18 protein-coding genes are annotated in these 17659 nt (G+C 72.7%); 6 read left to right on the plus strand and 12 right to left on the minus strand.

Annotated features, from left to right (window positions below):
• Positions 1–2: 2 nt before the first annotated feature.
• The 5 genes from ACFWM7_RS10825 to ACFWM7_RS10845 form a co-directional block, all read right to left on the minus strand.
• Positions 3–359 carry an SseB family protein gene (locus ACFWM7_RS10825; protein WP_383257975.1) on the minus strand — a complete coding sequence of 119 codons (357 nt, stop codon included), beginning with the start codon at positions 357–359 and terminating at the stop codon, positions 3–5.
• Positions 360–765: 406 nt separating this feature from the next.
• Positions 766–1173 carry a DUF4440 domain-containing protein gene (locus tag ACFWM7_RS10830; protein WP_383257978.1) on the minus strand — a complete coding sequence of 136 codons (408 nt, stop codon included), beginning with the start codon at positions 1171–1173 and terminating at the stop codon, positions 766–768.
• A 76-nt stretch (positions 1174–1249) separates the two neighbouring features.
• Positions 1250–2491 (minus strand): serine hydrolase domain-containing protein, encoded by a 1242-nt coding sequence (locus ACFWM7_RS10835; protein WP_383257981.1) that lies wholly within the window; start codon positions 2489–2491, stop codon positions 1250–1252.
• A gap of 631 nt (positions 2492–3122) precedes the next feature.
• Positions 3123–4319: an alanine--tRNA ligase-related protein gene (locus ACFWM7_RS10840; protein WP_383257983.1), complete on the minus strand. Its 1197-nt coding sequence runs from the start codon at positions 4317–4319 to the stop codon at positions 3123–3125.
• Positions 4320–4443: 124 nt separating this feature from the next.
• Positions 4444–4692: a hypothetical protein gene (locus ACFWM7_RS10845; RefSeq protein WP_383257986.1), complete on the minus strand. Its 249-nt coding sequence runs from the start codon at positions 4690–4692 to the stop codon at positions 4444–4446.
• Between the two features lie 96 nt (positions 4693–4788).
• On the opposite strand from ACFWM7_RS10845, the gene ACFWM7_RS10850 reads away from it, so the two are divergent.
• Positions 4789–5451, plus strand: a complete 663-nt coding sequence (locus ACFWM7_RS10850) for an SAM-dependent methyltransferase (protein ID WP_383257989.1) — start codon at positions 4789–4791, stop codon at positions 5449–5451.
• Position 5452: 1 nt separating this feature from the next.
• On the opposite strand, the gene ACFWM7_RS10855 is transcribed toward ACFWM7_RS10850, so the two are convergent.
• Both ACFWM7_RS10855 and ACFWM7_RS10860 read right to left on the minus strand, forming a co-directional pair.
• Entirely contained in the window at positions 5453–5995 is a 543-nt protein-coding gene (locus tag ACFWM7_RS10855; protein WP_383257994.1) for a VOC family protein, read from the minus strand.
• Positions 5996–6116: 121 nt separating this feature from the next.
• The gene (locus ACFWM7_RS10860) at positions 6117–7217 is read right to left on the minus strand and encodes a citrate synthase 2 (RefSeq protein ID WP_383257998.1); all 1101 of its coding nucleotides are present in this window, start codon (positions 7215–7217) and stop codon (positions 6117–6119) included.
• A 285-nt stretch (positions 7218–7502) separates the two neighbouring features.
• Between ACFWM7_RS10860 and pdxH the strand changes: the two genes are divergently transcribed.
• Entirely contained in the window at positions 7503–8129 is a 627-nt protein-coding gene (gene pdxH, locus ACFWM7_RS10865; protein ID WP_383258001.1) for a pyridoxamine 5'-phosphate oxidase, read from the plus strand.
• 413 nt (positions 8130–8542) lie between these two features.
• Positions 8543–9973, plus strand: coding sequence for a PAS domain-containing protein (locus ACFWM7_RS10870; RefSeq protein WP_383258004.1), 1431 nt, complete (start codon positions 8543–8545; stop codon positions 9971–9973).
• Positions 9974–10070: 97 nt separating this feature from the next.
• Here the strand turns inward: ACFWM7_RS10870 and ACFWM7_RS10875 are convergent, their stop codons facing one another.
• The 4 genes from ACFWM7_RS10875 to ACFWM7_RS10890 are packed head-to-tail and all read right to left on the minus strand — an operon-like array spanning position 10071 to position 13631.
• Positions 10071–11312, minus strand: a complete 1242-nt coding sequence (locus tag ACFWM7_RS10875) for an ABC transporter permease (RefSeq protein WP_383258007.1) — start codon at positions 11310–11312, stop codon at positions 10071–10073.
• Positions 11309–12049: an ABC transporter ATP-binding protein gene (locus ACFWM7_RS10880; RefSeq protein ID WP_383258012.1), complete on the minus strand. Its 741-nt coding sequence runs from the start codon at positions 12047–12049 to the stop codon at positions 11309–11311. Before ACFWM7_RS10880 ends, ACFWM7_RS10875 begins: the two co-directional genes overlap by 4 nt.
• Positions 12046–13110: an efflux RND transporter periplasmic adaptor subunit gene (locus ACFWM7_RS10885; RefSeq protein WP_383258015.1), complete on the minus strand. Its 1065-nt coding sequence runs from the start codon at positions 13108–13110 to the stop codon at positions 12046–12048. Before ACFWM7_RS10885 ends, ACFWM7_RS10880 begins: the two co-directional genes overlap by 4 nt.
• Positions 13107–13631, minus strand: a complete 525-nt coding sequence (locus ACFWM7_RS10890; protein WP_383258019.1) for a hypothetical protein — start codon at positions 13629–13631, stop codon at positions 13107–13109. The genes ACFWM7_RS10885 and ACFWM7_RS10890 overlap by 4 nt, the downstream gene beginning before the upstream one ends.
• Positions 13632–13757: 126 nt before the next feature.
• On the opposite strand from ACFWM7_RS10890, the gene ACFWM7_RS10895 reads away from it, so the two are divergent.
• Positions 13758–14462, plus strand: coding sequence for a response regulator transcription factor (locus ACFWM7_RS10895; protein WP_383258025.1), 705 nt, complete (start codon positions 13758–13760; stop codon positions 14460–14462).
• Positions 14459–15652, plus strand: a complete 1194-nt coding sequence (locus ACFWM7_RS10900) for a sensor histidine kinase (RefSeq protein ID WP_383258031.1) — start codon at positions 14459–14461, stop codon at positions 15650–15652. The genes ACFWM7_RS10895 and ACFWM7_RS10900 overlap by 4 nt, the downstream gene beginning before the upstream one ends.
• A 1-nt stretch (position 15653) precedes the next feature.
• Here ACFWM7_RS10900 and ACFWM7_RS10905 read toward each other — a convergent pair whose 3' ends face one another.
• The gene (locus ACFWM7_RS10905; protein WP_383258034.1) at positions 15654–16409 is read right to left on the minus strand and encodes an SIS domain-containing protein; all 756 of its coding nucleotides are present in this window, start codon (positions 16407–16409) and stop codon (positions 15654–15656) included.
• Positions 16410–16653: 244 nt separating this feature from the next.
• Here ACFWM7_RS10905 and ACFWM7_RS10910 point away from each other — a divergent pair, with 244 nt between their 5' ends.
• The gene (locus ACFWM7_RS10910; protein ID WP_030799203.1) at positions 16654–17346 is read left to right on the plus strand and encodes a metal-dependent transcriptional regulator; all 693 of its coding nucleotides are present in this window, start codon (positions 16654–16656) and stop codon (positions 17344–17346) included.
• The last annotated feature ends 313 nt before the right edge of the window (positions 17347–17659 follow it).

Here is a 17659-nt window from a genome sequence, read left to right on the forward strand (position 1 = left end):
CTCTACCTCTCCGTGTAGGCATCGATCGTGGCCTCGTCGGGCACGATTCCCTTGACCGGCGGGAGCACCAGACCCTCCGCCCCGTCCGCGCAGTCCAGCGCCACTCCGCACGGCACGCCGGCCGCCGGAACCGCCACGTCCAGCAATCGTGCGCCGAGGACGGTCTGGTAACTCCACTCGCTGTGGAACACCCCTTGGGCCCGTGCGTAACGGGCAAGTGCCTGCTGGTCGGAGAAGGCGAGAATGAAGCGGATGCCGTTCATATCGGCAGTCAGAAAGCCGCTTTCTGCGCCCGGTGACTGGATGCTCCCCAGAGGCACCAGGACAGGGGTGGCCCGGAATTTCTCCAGCAGCGCCATGAACTCAAGCCGTCTGCTGGTGATGAGCGGATCCTCACCCGGGGCGTCCCGCGCCACGGTCGAGGTACGCGGTGGCGTCGGGGCCCCCGGCCCGGGGTCGGACGAGTAGGCGGGAGGGCCGGGGCTGACCGGCAAGCCCCCCGAGGGGGCGGCCCGCCTCTTGACGCCAGACATATCGGCATAATCCGTCAGCCTCGGCCTCGAAGCGCCGGCCTGCGGCTGTGTGCCGTCCCGACCCTGGTAGTCAGACATGGCGCACATCATCACATCTGCAATCCGGCCGGCACAACGTGCGTCTGCTCATGCCCCTTTCGCCGGACACGCCCGCCCGTCGGCACGACTGCGCTTCCGCACTTCGGTACTTCGGCACTTCCGCGCTTCGGAGCCACCGCGCTTCGGCTGGGCCTCACGGGCCGGGGACGGGCGTGGCCTGGTGGTAGTACATCCGCCAGACGGCGCCCGCCTCCCCGGGCCCGGCCTCCCCGGACTTTTTGCGCCACAGTGAGCTGCGGCGGGCCCGGCGGCCGTCGATGCCCGACTCGTACGTGAGGTGCACGATCCCGGGGGCCAGCACGACCCCGGTCATCCCGGAGGGCTCGAAGCGGGGCCCGTCCCCGCCGGCGTCGCCGCCGTCCAGGCCGGGGAGGGCGGCGAGTATCTCCTCGTACGTCCATCGCCGTCCCGAGGCCCCGACCTCGACGAACTCCGGGTCGAGGAGTTGCGCGGCGAGCGACCGCGACGCGCGCACGGTGGGGTCCAACAGGTGGAGTTCGGCGGCGATCGCCGCGTTCACGTCAGCAGTTTCCTGGTTCATCGGGTCATGGTCGCCGAAGAGGCGGACGGGCCGTGGCCCAGGGGGGTGCGCACCGGCACTCCCCGGGGCACGGAAGTCAGGGAGTGTTACGCCCCTGGGAGGCGCTGCCGTCGTAGACGTTGTCCGGGGTGGCGATCCTGGTGACCGCTCGGGCGAGCAGCGTGGACGGCTCCTGGCCCCCGCTCAGCGAGTCCGTGTTGATCATGATGACCATCGTGGCCTTCTGCGCCGGCAGGTAGACGGTCACCGTCTCGTACCCCGGCAGGGAACCGTTGTGCCCGATCCAACCGTCGGCGTCGAAGATGCCCAGGCCGTAGCTGAGCCCCGGGAACCCGGTCGGCAGGGTCTTGAGCCGCTGCGCCTGGGTCCGAGGGCTGAGCAGCTCCCCGGTGGCGACGACCTTGGCCCACCGCCGCAGGTCGTGGAGATCGGAGATCATCGCCCCGGCGGCCCACGCCCAGCTGGGGTTCCAGTCCGTCGCGTCCTCGGTCTCACCGCTCAGTGTCTGGTCGGTGTAGCCGTGGGCGTGCGGCTCGGGGAACTCCGCCCCGGTGGGGAAGAGCGTGTTGTGCAGGTGGGCGGGGCGGAGCACCCGCTCGTGGATGACGCGGTCGAGGGGCTGGCCGGTGACCTTCTCGATCACAAGCCCGAGCAGGACGAGGTTGGAGTTGGAGTACTGGAACTCCGCGCCCGGCTTGAAGGTGTTCTTGTGCTTCATGCCGTACGCGAGCACACCGCGCGGGGTGAACGAGCGGTACGGATCGCTCAGCAGGTCGTGCACGAAGTCGGCGTCGGCGGTGTACGGGAACAGGCCGCTGCGCATCCCGGCGAGCTGGCGGAGCGTGATCCGGTCGCCGTTGCGCACGCCGGGGACGTAGGCGGAGATCTTGTCGTCCAGCCTGACGCGCTTGTCGTCGACGAGTTCGAGCAGAGCGGTGACGGTGAACGTCTTGGTCTCACTGCCGATCCGGATACGGGTGTCGGCCGACATCGGCTCACCGGTGACCGTGTTGGCGACCCCGCTCGCGCGGACGTAGCTGCCCTTCCCCGGCATCCACAGCCCGACGACGGCACCGGGAATGCCGGCCTGCTTTCGGACGTCCTCGATGGTCCTGTCCAGCTTGGCGGTCAGCGCGGGGTCGAGACCCCCCGGCGGACAGCCGTGCCGGTCGTGCCGGTCCTTCCCGCAGTGCCGGTCGTGCTGGTGGGGGCCTGCGGCGGCGTGTACCGCCGGGGCGGGAGCCACGGCCATCGGGGCCAGGACGGACGCCGCGAGCAGCATCGCGGCGAACAGACGTCGGGTGGGGGAGCGTCGCATGGGAGCGTGCCTCTTCCGGGTCGGGAGGGAGGGAGGGAGGGGAGCGGACGGCAACGACACCACCCGCCCCACGGGCTCCGCACCGCATCCCGGCCGCGCCCCGGCAAGTCCACTCGTTCGGAGCCGCGCGGCACGGGCCCGTCGGCCGCCGCGCTCACATCCGAGGCTTCCCGGCTCGCTCGGTCATGACCCAGAAGCTGCTCCCATCTGTGTGCCTGCTGCACCGAGGTTGACCGGGCAGAGGAGCACTACTCATCGGCCCGGCTGAGCGCTACGTCGACAGGCCCTGAGCCAAGAGGGCATGCGCGGCGTGAGCGGCATCGAAGCCTGCCGCCCCCCACCCGCGATGATCACCGCGAGGAATGCCACGTTCTGTGGGAAGGACAGGCTGCGCGAAGACGGATCGTGGACCTCCCCCCCCCGGTCCCGCAGGCCGAACCGAACGCAGCTACTGCGAACGGGACTTGAGCAGGTCGCGGGGGTCGGCCAGGTGCGCCTCGACGCCGGGCGACGGCGGCTCGTCCAAGCCATGCCTGGAGCTGCTCGCGTTGAGCCGGTGAGTACGCCCGGCCCCGTGAAGAGCTTCCCGGCCGGGCAACTCATCACGGGTAGGCGCGATGCGCTTCCCGCCTCACTCCCGGCGCAAGCTCCGCACCAGGTCGCGCGGCAGTCCATGCGTGTCGTGCAGGTAGTGGAAGTCCTCCTCTGTCAGCGGGTCCTGGAAGCGGGGGCGGGCGAGGATGCTGCGGCCGCGTGCCAGGAGGTGGCCGAAGCGGTGCTCCTCGTCGAGCAGGATCCTGAGTACGTCGGCCGGGCTGGCGTCCTGGCGGAAGTGGTCCAGAGTGTGCCGGACCAGGTCTTCCGGCAGGTCCCCGAGGCTGCGCAAGGCGTCCTGCCGCCACAGCACGGTGAGCACGCGCCGGACCAGGCGGCGCAGCACGTAACCCCGGCCGGTGTTGGACGGGCGTACGCCGTCGCCGAGCACCACGACGGCCGAGCGCAGGTGGTCGCTGACCAGGCGGCAGTCGGGCTCCCCCAGGGGCCACAGGGGTGGTACGAGACTGCGCCACGGGTCGAAGACGTCGCAGGCGAAGACGGACCGCCTGCCCTGGAGCAGGGCGGCCAGCCGCTCCAGGCCGAGGCCCGTGTCGACATTGCGCTGGGGGAGCGGCACCAGGGAGCCGTCTCCGTGTCGGCGGTGGGTCATCGTCACGTGGTTCCACACCTCCACCCAGCGGTCGTCGCGGGTGGGCGTCGACTGCGGCGGGCCGTCGCCGCTCCAGAGGAAGATCTCCGAGTCCGGGCCGCACGGGCCGACGGGGACGTCACCCCCATCGTCGTCCACGCTCTTCGGCCACCAGTTGTCCTCCACCGTGAGTTCCACGGGGACGCCGAGGCCCTGCCACATTTCGAGGGAATCGGTATCCGACCCTGTCCCTGTCCGGCCGTCGCCGGCGTAGACCGTGGCGTGCAGCCGGCCGGGGTCGATGCCCAGCCCCTCGGTGAGCAGCTCGTACCCCCAGTCGAGGCTGAGCGGGCCCCCGTAGTCGCCGAGCGACCAGGTGCCGAGCATCTCGAAGACCGTCAGGTGGGTGGTGTCCCCGACCTCGTCCAGGTCCGTGGTGCGCAGACAGCGCTGCACGTTCACCAGACGCTTCCCCAGCGGATGAGGGCGGCCCTCCAGGTACGGGGTGAGCGGGTGCATCCCGGAGGTGGTGAAGAGTACGGAGTCGCCGGGGGGCGGCAGCAGGGTCGAGCCGGTGATCCGGCGGTGGCCGCGTTCTTCGTAGAACTCGATGAACGTCCTGACCAGCTGGTCTGTACGCATGGGGTGGCTCCTTCGCGTGTAGCGGGGGAGGCACCGGAGAACGGGACCGTTCAGTCACCCGGCCGGGGCCGGGGGGCCACGGCACTGCCGACGGACCGTTTCCGGTCGCCGGGGGGAGGGAAAGTCAGGCGGCGGCAACCGGCGAGCTGGTCGCTCGCGCGGTCGCGGTGGTGCTGGGGCCGGTGACGTTCATACGGTCGACGTTAACGGCCCCGCCCTGCTGAAGCACGCGCATTTCCGCCCGGGGATGCGCAGCGGGCGTGCTCGGCGGGCGGCGCAGTTCGCGGAGGCGGAGGCCCACTGCTTCCAGGACGCCCGCCCGCTTCCCGGTGCCGGGCCTCGGCGGCGGCTGTCCCGCTGCTGCCTCTTCCATGCGGCCCAGGTTGCCGAAACGGCATGGATTCTTGCAAGGGCGGCAGGCAGGGGTGCACCTTCCTCATCAGGAAGCAGGGAGACGAAAGGAATCAGCATGAGCAGCGACACCACCGGTACCACCGACTCCGCCGCGTTCTGGGAGAACCACTACGCCGGCGTCGACCCGCAGTGGGGCACCCGTCCCAACGCCGTGCTCGCCGAGGTCGTCACCGCCCTGGCCCCCGAGCCGGGCGGCGGCGCTCGCGCGCTCGACCTCGGCTGCGGGCACGGCGGTGACGCCCTGTGGCTCGCCTCGCTCGGCTGGGACGTCACCGCGGTCGACGTCTCGGCCACCGCCCTGGAGCGCGTCGCCGCCGGGGCCGCCGCGGCCGGGCTGACCGACCGCGTCCACCCGAGCCGGCACGACCTCGCCCGGTCCTTCCCCGACGGGACCTTCGAGCTCGTCACCGCCAGCTACTTCCACACCCCTGTGGAGATCCCCCGCGAACAGGTGCTCCGGCGCGCCGCCGACGCCGTCGCCCCCGGCGGGCTCCTGGTGCTCGTCGAGCACGCCTCGCTCGCGCCCTGGTCCTGGCGGGCCGGCCACGAGGACGTGACGTTCCCCGGCCCCGACGACGTACGCGCGTCCCTGGAACTCGGCGACGGATGGCACACCGAGCGGTGCCACGCGCCCACGCGCACCGCCACCGGGCCCGGCGGCGAGACGGCGACCGTCACCGACAACGTCATCGCCGTCCGCCGCGGCCGCCACGGCTGAGTTACGGCTGCGCGTCCGGCTCCGCCCGCCTGGCCGGAGCTGCCGGGCCCGACGGGTCCGGGGCCACCGCGTCCTGGGCCGTCACCCGGCCCTGCCCGGCGATCTCCCGGGTCTGCTCGGCCACCCACTCGGGGCTGATCGCCGGAGGTTCGCCCGGGGCCTCTTCGTTCACGAACAGGCAGAACGGGTGGCCCACCGGGTCGAACATCACCCGTACGTCGTGCTGCGGCTGGAACTCCGCGGGCCTCGCGCCCTCCGCGACCGCGTGGGCCACGGCCGTCTCCAGGTCCGCCACCTCGAAGTCCAGGTGCAGCATCATCAGCTGGTCGCCGGGGGAGGCGGGCCAGACCGGGGGCACGTACGGCTCCGAGGTCTGGAAGCCCAGGCCCGAGCCGCCGCCGGGCGGGAGGAGCTTCACCCAGCCGGGCTCCTCCTGTACGGGCTCCCACCCCAGGAGGCGGCGGTAGAAGCCCGCCAGTTCCGCTGCGTCCGGTGCGTCGAGCACCGTGCTGGACAGGGTCAGGGACGGGCGGGGCGTGGCCATGGTGTGCCTCCTCGTGCCGGGAGCGCGCCGGGATGCGCCCGGGATGCGCCGGAAACGTGCCGGTACGTCTACCCCGCACCGGCACGTTCACCGGCCGGGCCCGGCCCCGCCCCCTCCCGACTCACCCCGCGATGTCCTCGTACCCCTCGATCTCGCGCGGGTTCCGCGTCCCCGGGCCCACGTACGTCGCCGACGGGCGCACCAGCCGGCCCGTGCGCTTCTGTTCCAGGATGTGCGCCGACCAGCCCGCCGTCCGCGCACACGTGAACATCGACGTGAACATGTGCGCCGGGACCTCCGCGAAGTCCAGCACGATCGCCGCCCAGAACTCCACGTTCGTCGCCAGCACCCGGTCCGGGCGGCGGTTGTGCAGCTCCTCCAGCGCCGCCTTCTCCAGCGCCTCCGCCACCTCGAAGCGCGGCGCCGCCAGCTCGCGGGCCGTGCGGCGCAGGACGCGGGCGCGCGGGTCCTCGGCGCGGTAGACGCGGTGGCCGAAGCCCATCAGGCGCTCGCCCCGGTCCAGCGCCTGCTTCACGTACGCGGACGCGTCGCCCGTACGCTCGATCTCCTCGATCATGCCGAGGACCCGGGACGGGGCGCCGCCGTGCAGCGGGCCCGACATCGCGCCCACCGCGCCGGACAGGGCCGCCGCTACGTCCGCGCCCGTCGAGGCGATGACCCGGGCCGTGAACGTGGACGCGTTCATGCCGTGCTCCGCCGCCGACGTCCAGTACGCGTCGACCGCCTTCACGTGCTTCGGGTCCGGCTCGCCGCGCCAGCGGATCATGAAACGCTCGACCACCGAGTGCGCCTTGTCGATCTCGTTCTGCGGCACCATCGGCAGCCCCTGGCCGCGCGCCGACTGGGCGACGTACGACAGCGCCATCACGGCCGCCCGCGCCAGGTCGTCGCGGGCGGTCGCCTCGTCGATGTCCAGCAGCGGCTTCAGGCCCCAGACGGGGGCGAGCATCGCCAGCGCCGACTGCACGTCGACCCGGATGTCACCCGAGTGCACGGGGATCGGGAACGGTTCGGCGGGCGGCAGACCGGGGTTGAACGCCCCGTCCACCAGCAGGCCCCACACATTGCCGAAGGAGACGTGACCGACCAGATCCTCGATGTCGACCCCGCGATAGCGGAGCGAACCGCCTTCCTTGTCCGGTTCGGCGATCTCCGTTTCGAACGCGACGACTCCCTCAAGACCGGGTACGAAGTCGGACATCAGGCGGCTCCCTCAGTTCGGCGGCGGATGGGCGACGGCCCTGTGGCCCCGGTGCCTCCGTGCGTCAGCGCCCCGGAGCCCCCCATAAGGCCCGCCCCAAGATATTGGCGGGTTCCCACGGAGCGGGGAAGCGTGACATCCGGCACAGGACCCCATTTCGGCGGTGCGTGGTTACCGGCCCTCCCCGCCGGGCACACTGCGCCGCTGCGGCAGGATGGGCCCGTGCCCACACCAGAAGGTTCTTCGGGACCTCTCCCCGACGATTCCACCATCGATCCCGCGGCCATGCGCGAGCAGTACCGCTCCGAGGACTTGCTGGAGTCCGACCTCAGCCCCGACCCGATGGTCCAGTTCGCCCGCTGGTTCCGCCAGGTCGCGGTGGGCGGGGCGCTCCACGAGCCCAACGCCATGGTCGTCTCCACCGCCTCCACGGAAGGCCGCCCCTCCTCGCGTACGGTCCTGCTGAAGCAGTACGACGACCGGGGCTTCGTCTTCTTCACGAACTACGGCTCCCGCAAGGGCCGCGAGCTGGCCGCCAACCGTCACGTCTCGCTGCTCTTCCCCTGGCACCCCATGGCCCGCCAGGTGATCGTCTCCGGCACCGCCTCCCGGATCTCCCGCGAGGAGACCGTCGGCTACTTCCGTACCCGGCCGCACGGCTCCCAGCTCGGCGCGTGGGCCAGCGACCAGTCCACGGTGATCGGCTCCCGAGAGGAGCTCATCGAGCGGTACGAGGAGCTGGCCGCGCGCTATCCGGAGGGCGAGAAGGTGCCCGCCCCGCCCGACTGGGGCGGCTTCCGTGTCGTCCCGGAGACCATCGAGTTCTGGCAGGGGCACGGGAACCGGCTGCACGACCGGCTGCGGTACGTCAGGGAGGACGGGGCCTGGAAGGTGGAGCGGCTCTGCCCGTAGGGCACCCGCGTCACCTGCGAAAACACCCGGAAAACGCAGAAACCCGCAGGCTCTGGTTCCTCCGTGCACAGAGGAGCCGGCCGGACTTACCGGCGAGCCTGCGGGTCGGTGACTGCTTGGGATTGGCCGGCGACCGGCCCAGCACTGCAAAAGAGTGCGACGACGGGCGTCAGCCCGCAGCCACCTCACGAGTCCGAAGAGAAATCACTTCCGGAACACCTCCTTTCCTGTGTGCTCCACAGCCTACGAGCGCCCCCGATCGCGGTTCAACCGATTTATTCGCCGGACCGGGTCGAAAGATTTGGGTGAAGTGGATGTGTGCTGGGTCACGTTCGAGTTGAATGGTCTGACGTGCAGCAATACACGCGGCGACGCGTGGGGAAACGGCCGACACGTTCTGCGGGGGGTGCGGAGTGGGTGCTTCCAGGAGCAGCGGGACCACCGACGAGCTCGGACCGGACGAGGATTCCGGCGGCGGGCCGCCGGGGCTCTCCGCCGACCCCGGGGCCCGGGCCGACGAGGGCGGGATCCCCGGTGCGCCCGACGGGTCCGAACTGCTGGCGGCGCTGCTCGACGGCATGGACGCCGCGCTCTGCGCGTTCGACGCGGCCGGCACGGTCACCCACTGGAACCGCGAGGCCGAACGCGTCCTCGGCTGGTCGACGGACGAGGCCGTCGGCCGCAGCGGCTTCGCCGGCTGGGCGGTGCGCCGGGCCGACGCGGACGAGGTGCAGGCGCGGCTGATGTCGGCCATGGACGCGCCGGGGCGGCAGGTGCACGAGTTCGCGCTGCTGCGCAAGGACGGCGGCCGGGTGCTGGTGCGGACCCAGTCCGCCGGGGTGCGGGCCGCGGACGGGCAGCCGGCCGGGGTCTACTGCGCGTTCAGCGAGGTGCACGCCCAGATCGACCTGGAGCGGGCCATCGCGCTGAGCGAGGCGCTGCTGGAGGACGCGTCCTGGGGCGTGGCCCTCGTCGACGTCGACCTGCGCCCGACGGTCGTCAACGCGTACGCCTCCCGGGCGCTCGGCGGGGGCCGGACCACCCTCCTCGGCCGTCCGCTCGGCGAGCTGGTCGTCCAGGGCGTCGAGGAGCTGGAGGCGGCCCTGCACCACGTGCTCGCCGAAGGGGCCCCGAGCGCCCCGGCCGAGCTGTGGGTGACGCTGCGGACGGCGGAGGGCGAGCGCCGCCGGTGCTGGCGCAGCGGATTCCTGCGGCTGGCCTCGCCGCTGGCGGAGGAGCCGGTTCCGCTCGGGGTGGGGTGGCTGTTCCAGGACGTCACCGCCGCCAAACTCGCCGAGCAGGAGGCCGACCGGCAGCGGTTCCGGACGAGCCAGCTGCACCGGGCCGCCCGTACGGCCTCCGAGTGCGAGGACCCGATGGAGGCGGCGACCTCCCTGCTGGACTTCGCGCTCGCCGGGTTCGCCGACCACGTCCTGGTCGACCTGGTGGCGGGCGAGCGCCTGGTGCGTACGGCCGCCACACCGTTCGACGCCCCGGGCCCCTGCCTCCCGGTCTCCGCCGGCGCCATCCCGGCCCGTTACGGCCCCGGCCACCCGGCCCTCCAGTCGGTCGAGCGCACCGGCACCGTCCGGACGAGCGCCGCCGCCGGTGACGCCGATCCGGCCGCCTGGGCCGTGGAGCGCCGCTGGCCCCGGGACGCGGCGCACGCGCTCTGCGCGGTGCTCCGGAGCCGGGGCCGGACGCTGGGCGTGCTGACGTTCCTCCGCGCCGCGAACCGGGCCGCGTTCGAACGTACCGACACGGCGTACGCGGAAACGGTCGCGGCCCGGGTCGCGGGGGCGGTCGACCTGGCCCAGGTGACGGGGGCGGCGGACAGGCTTTAGGAGCGCCCCCGGGGGGCCCGTGAGGGGCCTCTGGGAGCGGTCGACCTTGTTCAGATGGCGGGCCCCCTTGCCCCCGCCCCCCTCGCGCTGGGCCCCCTCACGCCGCGTGCAGCGCCAGCGTCGGAGACAGGCGCGACGCCCGCACCGCCGGGTACAGGCCCGCCACCGTGCCGATCACCAGCGTCGCGCCGAAGCCGCCGCCGACCGCCCACAGCGGGACCACCCACGGCACTCCGCCGGAGTGCGCGTACACCCCCGTCGCCGCCGCGCCCAGCGCCACGCCCGCCAGACCGCCCAGGCCCGACAGCATCAGCGACTCCGTGACGAACTGGATCCGGATCTGGCCCCTCGTCGCGCCCAGCGAGCGGCGCAGGCCGATCTCGTACCGCCGCTCCAGGACCGAAATGATCATGGTGTTGGCGACTCCGACGCCCCCGACGAGCAGCGCGATACCGCCCAGGCCCAGCAGCAGGCTGCTGAACGCCCCCTCGGTCGCCGCCTTCGCGCGGAGCGCCGACGACGGGTCGGTGACCTTCACGTTCTGCGGGTTCTGCGGGTCGACCGTCGCCGCCATCACCTTGCGCACGTCCTCCACCGCAGAGTCCGCCGAGCGCTCGTACACCGATGTCGGGTGGCCGTCGAAGTCCAGCAGGCGCTTCGCGCCCTCCCAGCCGACCAGGGCGGAACGTTCGATCTCCGGGGCGAGGGGGAGCGGGGCGAGGATGCCGGTGACGGTGAAGTATCGGTCGCCCAGCCACACTTGCTCGCCCGGCTTCGTCACCCCCAGGCGCTCCGCCGCCACATGGCCGAGCACGACCGAGGGGTAGCGGCCGGTCGCCGCGTTCAGCCAGCCGCCGCTGCTGACCTCGCCGCGCAGGACGCGCAGCAGGTCGGCGGTCGTCGCCCGGACCGCGATCCCGCCGGTGTCGTCCTCGTCGACCTTGTCGGTGCGGCGTACGGTCGCGTTCAGATCGGCCGTCGCGCCCACGTCCTGGACGCCCTTGATCCGGCCCACCATCGCGACCGACTCCTCCGGCAGCTTCACCTCTTCCCCGGCGAACATCGACTCACCGGGCGATGCGACGAGGAGATTGGTGCCCAGCTTGTCCAGCTCGCGCAGAAGCTGGGCCTGGCTGGAGGCGGAGATGCCGACCACCGAGATCATCGTGGCGATGCCGATGGCGATGCCCAGGGCCGAGAGCACCACCCGCATCGGGCGGCTGCGCAGTCCGGACGAGCCGACGTGGGCCACGTCCCGGGGGCTCAGCCGGGCCGCTTTCAGTCGGTCCCGGCCCCGACCCCTGTCCTGGCCCCGGCCCCGGCCGTGCGGGGCGCTCACAGCTCCGCTCCCGTCGTCACCGCGAGCCCGTGGGTCACGTCCGCGACCACCTGGCCGTCCCGGATCCGCACCTCGCGCGGCAACTGCGCCGCGATCTCCGTGTCGTGCGTGATGACCGCGATCGTGGCCCCCTCCCGGTTCAGGTCGCGCAGCAGCCCCATCACCGCCTCCCCGGACGCCGAGTCGAGCGCCCCGGTCGGCTCGTCCGCCAGCAGCAGCGCGGGTTCGCCGACGACCGCCCGGGCGATGGCGACCCGCTGCTTCTGGCCGCCGGACAGCTGGTGCGGCTTGTGGTCGAGGCGGTCCGCGAGGCCGACCCGGTCCAGGGCCTCGGCCGCCCTGCGGCGGCGCACCGAGCGGGGGAGGCCCGAGTAGAGCAGGCCCTCCGCCACGTTGTCGCGGGCGCTGACGCCCGGCACCAGGTGGAACGCCTGGAAGACGAAGCCCACGTGCTGGGCGCGCAGCGCGGAGAGCCTGCGGTCGGAGAGCGCCGCCACGTCGTGGCCCGCGATGTGGACGGAGCCGGCGGTCGGGCGGTCCAGGGTGCCGATGATGTGCAGCAGCGTGGACTTGCCGGAGCCCGACGGGCCCACGATGCCGAGGAGTTCGCCCTCCTCGACGGTGAGGTCCACCCCGCGCAGCGCGGCGACCGGGCCCGGGTACTCCTTGGTGACGCCGGCGAGGGCGACGACCGTACGGGGGTGGGGCGCCGGGCCCGTGGCGGCGTCGGTGCTCATATCTTCGGCACCCCGACCTTCATGTCCTCGCGCAGACCGCCGCCGGACACCTCGACCCGGCCCTCGGCGAACATGCCCAGCTCGATCTTCACCTCACGGGACGTGCCGCCCTGGACGACCTGGAGGCCGAAGCCGCCGCCGGGCAGGGCCAGCAGCGCGTTCACCGGGACGGTCAGGACGTCCTTCCGGGTCTCGCCCGTCAGGTTCACCGTGACCGGCGACTGGTCGAAGCCGCCGACCTCGTCCGGGTCGTCGAAGGAGACGGTCAGCGTCACCTTGGGGGTGTCGTCCTGCGGGTCGTCGCCGGGCTTCGCGGTCCGGCCCACCGACGAGACCTTCCCGGGCGCGGTCGTGCCGTCCGGCAGCTCCACCTCGACCTTCGTGCCCGCCTTCGCCAACTGGCTCTCCGCAACCTCAAGCTGGAAGGTGACGATGCGCTCGGAGCCGGTCGTTTCGAGGACCGGGGCGCCCGGCTGGGCCTGTTCGCCCACGCCCGCCCCGACTCTCTTGATCCGGACCGTCCCCGGGGCGAACGTGACGTCCCCCGGCCCGACCTTCCCGGTCTGCTTCGCGTCGTGGGACTTCTGCCAGCGCTTGACGGCCGCCGCCGTCAGTTCGGTGTACTCCTGGTCCGGGGTGAAGCCCGTGTAGCCCAGCTCCGCGAGATTGCGCTCCAGCTGCTCCACGTCCCGGCCCTTGTCGCCCGGCTTCAGCGTCCGGTACATGGGCCCGGAGCCGTACATCAGACGGACCGGCCGCCCGTCGACCTCGTACAGCCGCTCGTTGCGCTCCACGGTCGAGCCGGTGCGCGGCGTCCAGGTCACGGTGCCCGCCGCGCCCGCGTTGACCTTGCGCTCCTTGTCGTAGCCGAGCGTCCCGTCGGCCTGGGCGCTGTCGCGCAGGTCCCCGCGCTCGACCGCGGCGGTGGCCGGGGGCAGCCCGGTGTTCTTCGCCGCGCCGGCCTCCTCCTCGCCGCCGAGCTGCGTGAGGGCGACCGAGCCGGCCGTCACCGCGAGCACGGCGACCGCCACCGCCGCCGTCACGGCCCGTCCCCGCTTCATCGGCCGGCGCTTTCGCACGCCTTGTTGGCCTTCTCGAACTTCTTCATGTCCTTCGACTTGAGCGCGGGCGCCGCCTGCATCGCCCCGCCGTCGAACTTCGGGTCGGGCATGTCGAAGCCGTTCTGGCGCATGCACCGGGCGTAGGCGACCATCTTGTCCTTCTCGGCCTGCGTCAGCTCCTTGGGCCCGCCGCCGACCGCCTTGTCCTCGCAGGCCTTGAACGCCTTCTCCATCTTCTCCTTGCCCATCGAGCCGCCGTCGATGGTCACTCCCATGCCGTTCTCGCCCGGCTTCGGCTCGGGGATGTCCAGGCCCTGCTCCCGGAGGCACTTACGGTGCTCCAGCGCCTGGTCCTCCTTCGTCTTCTTGCCGTCGGACGCCGATCCGCCGTCCTTCGTCCCGCCGCCGTCGCCCGAGCACGCGGTGGCGGTCAGGGCGAGGGCGGCGGCCAGCGCACAGGCCGCGGCGAGGGAACGACCGCGTGAGCGCGCGGCGGCCCGGCCGGAAAGGGTCTGGTTCATGGAGGCTCCTCGTCGGTTGCCGACAGGTCGGGTACGTCGGCCCGAGCGTGCGCGAGGACGCTGTTTCGTTTCTCTCAGCGAGGATGCTTACACCGACGAAACATCGCTTTCGGGTACACAGGGCCCATGCGTGTGCTGGTGGTGGAGGACGAGGAATTCCTGGCGGAGATGATCGCCGAGGGGCTGCGCCGTGACGCCGTCGCCGTGGACATCGCCCCCGACGGGCGGGCGGCACTGGAGCGGCTGCGGTTCGGCGCGTACGACGTGATGATCCTCGACCGCGATCTGCCGGGGCTGCACGGCGACGAGGTGTGCCGCCGGGTCGTCGCCCTGCGTCTGCTCACCCGCATCCTGATGCTCACCGCCGCCGGGACCGTACGGGACCGGGTGGCCGGCCTCGGGCTCGGCGCCGACGACTACCTGACCAAGCCGTTCGCGTACGACGAACTCCTCGCCCGGGTCCTCGCGCTGGGCCGCCGCGCCCGCCCCGCCCTGCCGCCCGTCCTGGAACGGGCCGGACTGACGCTCGACACCGCCCGCCGCCAGGTCTGCCGCGACGGACGCTTCCTCTCCCTCTCCCGCAAGGAGTTCGCCGTGCTGGAAACCCTGCTGCGGGCCGAGGGCGCCGTCGTCAGCGGCGACGACCTGATCGAGGAGGTGTGGGAGCAGGACACCAGCTACCGCACCAACGCGGTCCGCGTCACCCTCTCCAAACTCCGTACGAAACTGGGAGCGCCACCCGTGATCGAGACCGTGCCCGGAGCCGGATACCGCATCGGGGACGGCGGCCCGGCCCCCGACGCCCCCGCGACCGGGAGCGGCACCCCGTGAACAGCGAGCGCGCCCGTATCACCGCCCTGTACGGCGGACTGCTGGTCATGGCCGGCGTCCTGCTCCTGACCATCGTCTATCTCCTGGTCAGCGAGAACGTGTACGCCGGGATCGTCACGGCCGTCGCCCCGGCCGTCCCCACCGCCCGGCTGGAGGCCGGGGTGGCCACCCCGGCCCTGCCCGCCTCGGGCTGGGCGCAGACGGCTCTCATCGAACCCGGTCAGTACGCGGTCGCGCGGAAGGTCAGCACCGCCGCCGGGGACGCCGCGCTCAGCCAGCTGCTGACCGTCTCCGGGGTCTCCCTCGCCGTCTACTCCGCGCTCTCCGTCGCCCTCGCCTGGTGGATGGCGGGCCGGGTGCTGCGGCCGGTCGGCGTCATCACCGCCCGCGCCCGCCGGCTCTCCGGCTCCAACCTGCACGAACGCCTCGCGCTGAAGGCCCCGCCCGGTGAGCTCAAGGAGCTGGCCGACACCTTCGACGGGATGCTCGACCGGATCGAGCAGCTCGTCGCCGCCCGGCAGCGGTTCGCCGCCAACGCCGCCCACGAACTGCGCACCCCGCTCGCCGTGCAGCGGGCCGCCGCCGAGATCGGGCTCGCCGACGACCCGCCGCCCGAGAAGGTCGCCTGGATCCGGGACAAGCTCATCGACACCGCCGCCAACAGCGAGCGGCTCATCGAGGGGCTGCTGCTCCTCGCGGTCTCGGACGAGGGGTTGCGGCGGCGGGAGCGGGTCGCGCTGGACGAGACCGTCTCCACGGTCACCGAGGCGCTGGCGGCCGAGGCGAAGGAACGGGACATCGCCGTCGAGGTGGCGGCCCGGCCGGTGACGGTCGAGGGCGACGCGGTCCTGCTGGACCACCTCGTGCACAACCTGGTCGCCAACGCGCTGCGCCACAACCATCCCGGCGGGACCGTACGGGTCCGGGTCGGGCCGGACGGGCTGGAGGTCGCCAACACCGGGCCCGAGGTGGATCCGGCCACCGTGCCGCTGCTGTTCGAACCGTTCCGCCGGGCGCGGGCCCGCCGCCACGCACCCGGCGAGGGCGCGGGTCTCGGGCTCTCCATCGTGGCGTCGGTGGCGCGGGCGCACGGCGGGGACGTCGGCGCGCGGGCCAATCCGGGCGGCGGGCTGACGTCCCGGGTCGTCCTCCCGCCCTGTACCCCGCAGGCCGCGGCTCAGTGGCGTTAGCTCAGTGGCGGTAGAAGATCCGGTCCCGGTACTCCGCCATGACCCGGCCGTTCCACTCGTGGCCGCCGTCGACGTTCCCCGAGCGCAGCATCGGCGGCTCGACGCCCCGGGCCGCCAGCCGCTCGACGGCGGCCGCCAGCATCGCCTGCATGATCGCGCTGGTCACCACGGTCGAGGCGGGGGCGAAGGGGGCCTCGACGCCGGGGGCCGTCAGCTCCGCGTCGCCGATCGCGATCTTGCTGTCCAGGACGATGTCGCAGTGGTCCCGGAGGAAGCCGCCCGAGGCGTGCCGGGAGCGGGTGTTCTCCGCGTACGCGACCGAGGTGACGCCGATGACCTTCAGCCCGAGGGCGCGGGCGTTCTGCGCCATCTCCACCGGCAGGGCGTTGCGCCCGGACAGCGAGACGATCACCAGGAGGTCCCCGGCGGTGGCGGGGCTGGAGTCCAGGACGGCCGAGGCGAGTCCGTCGACCCGCTCCAGCGCCGAGCCGAGCGTGGCGGGCATGACGTCCACGCCGACGACGCCGGGCACGGTGAGCAGGTTCATCAGCGCGAGGCCGCCCGCCCGGTAGACGACGTCCTGGGCGGCCAGCGAGGAGTGGCCCGCACCGAAGGCGAAGAGCCGGCCGCCCGACTCCACGGTGTCCGCGACGGCCGCGCCGGCCGCGGCGATGCTGTCCGCCTCCTCGTCCCGCACCCGCGTCAGCAGGCCGATCGCCGCATCGAAGAACTGACCGGCCAGCTTGCTGTCGCTCATCGGGGAGAGCCCTTTCGACGGGGTGTGGGGCGGGTGGTGCGGCGGGCTTCCGGCGGTTCGGGAATGCCTGTGCCGCCGATCACGTTGCGGTCTGGACCAGTGGACTGTCAATACCGCCCGGCGACCCCGCCCGTACGCACTTCCACCGGTCTTCCACCGGGGCGGCACGGTTGTCGGCGCTATGCGTCAGAATTGGTGCAGGGCCATCGCACGACGTTTTCTAGTCAGAGCATGAGGGGCACGTATGTCCGGACTGATCGACACCACGGAGATGTATCTCCGCACCATCCTCGAACTGGAAGAGGAAGGCGTGGTCCCGATGCGCGCCCGCATCGCCGAACGGCTGGACCAGAGCGGTCCGACGGTCAGCCAGACGGTGGCCCGCATGGAGCGCGACGGACTGGTCCAGGTCGCGGGGGACCGCCACCTGGAGCTGACCGAGGAGGGCCGCCGCCTCGCCACCCGCGTCATGCGCAAGCACCGGCTCGCCGAGTGTCTGCTCGTGGATGTGATCGGCCTGGAGTGGGAGCAGGTGCACGCCGAGGCCTGCCGCTGGGAGCACGTGATGAGCGAGGCGGTGGAGCGGCGGGTGCTGGAGCTGCTGCGCCACCCGACGGAATCGCCGTACGGGAATCCCATCCCGGGCCTGGAGGAGCTGGGCGAGAAGGCCGGGGCCGAGTCGTTCCTGGACGCCTCCATGGTGAGCCTGGCCGAGCTGGACCCGGGCGCCGAGGGCAAGACCGTGGTGGTGCGGCGGATCGGGGAGCCGATCCAGACCGACGCCCAGCTGATGTACACGCTGCGCAGGGCCGGGGTGCAGCCCGGGTCCGTCGTGAGCGTGACCGAGTCGCCCGGCGGGGTGCTGGTCGGCTCCAGCGGGGAGGCGGCCGAGCTGGACACCGAGGTCGCCTCGCACGTGTTCGTCGCCAAGCGCTGACACGGCGGCCGGCCCCGCGCCGGCCTCGGCAACACAACCGTGATGTGCGCTTGCCGATTTCCGTCCCGAACGGCAGCGGCCGGACGCGTCACATGCCAGGCTGAGGCCAGGCAGAGGACCTGAGGGTGTCGGCCGGCTCCGGCCGGCACGGTCGGGGAGGGAGCAGGGAATGCGCCCGTCGTACCATCACGCGCACCGCACGGTGCCCGGCACACTGCGCCCTGCCCCGGTCCCGGCCGGTGCGGGGCGCCTCGCGCCGCCGCCTGCCATCGTTGTCGAGGCCGTCGTGGGCCGTCCCCGCACAGGGGGCGGC

Origin of the sequence: Streptomyces sp. NPDC058375 (genome assembly GCF_042723425.1) — a bacterium.
GTDB lineage: Bacteria > Actinomycetota > Actinomycetes > Streptomycetales > Streptomycetaceae > Streptomyces > Streptomyces durocortorensis.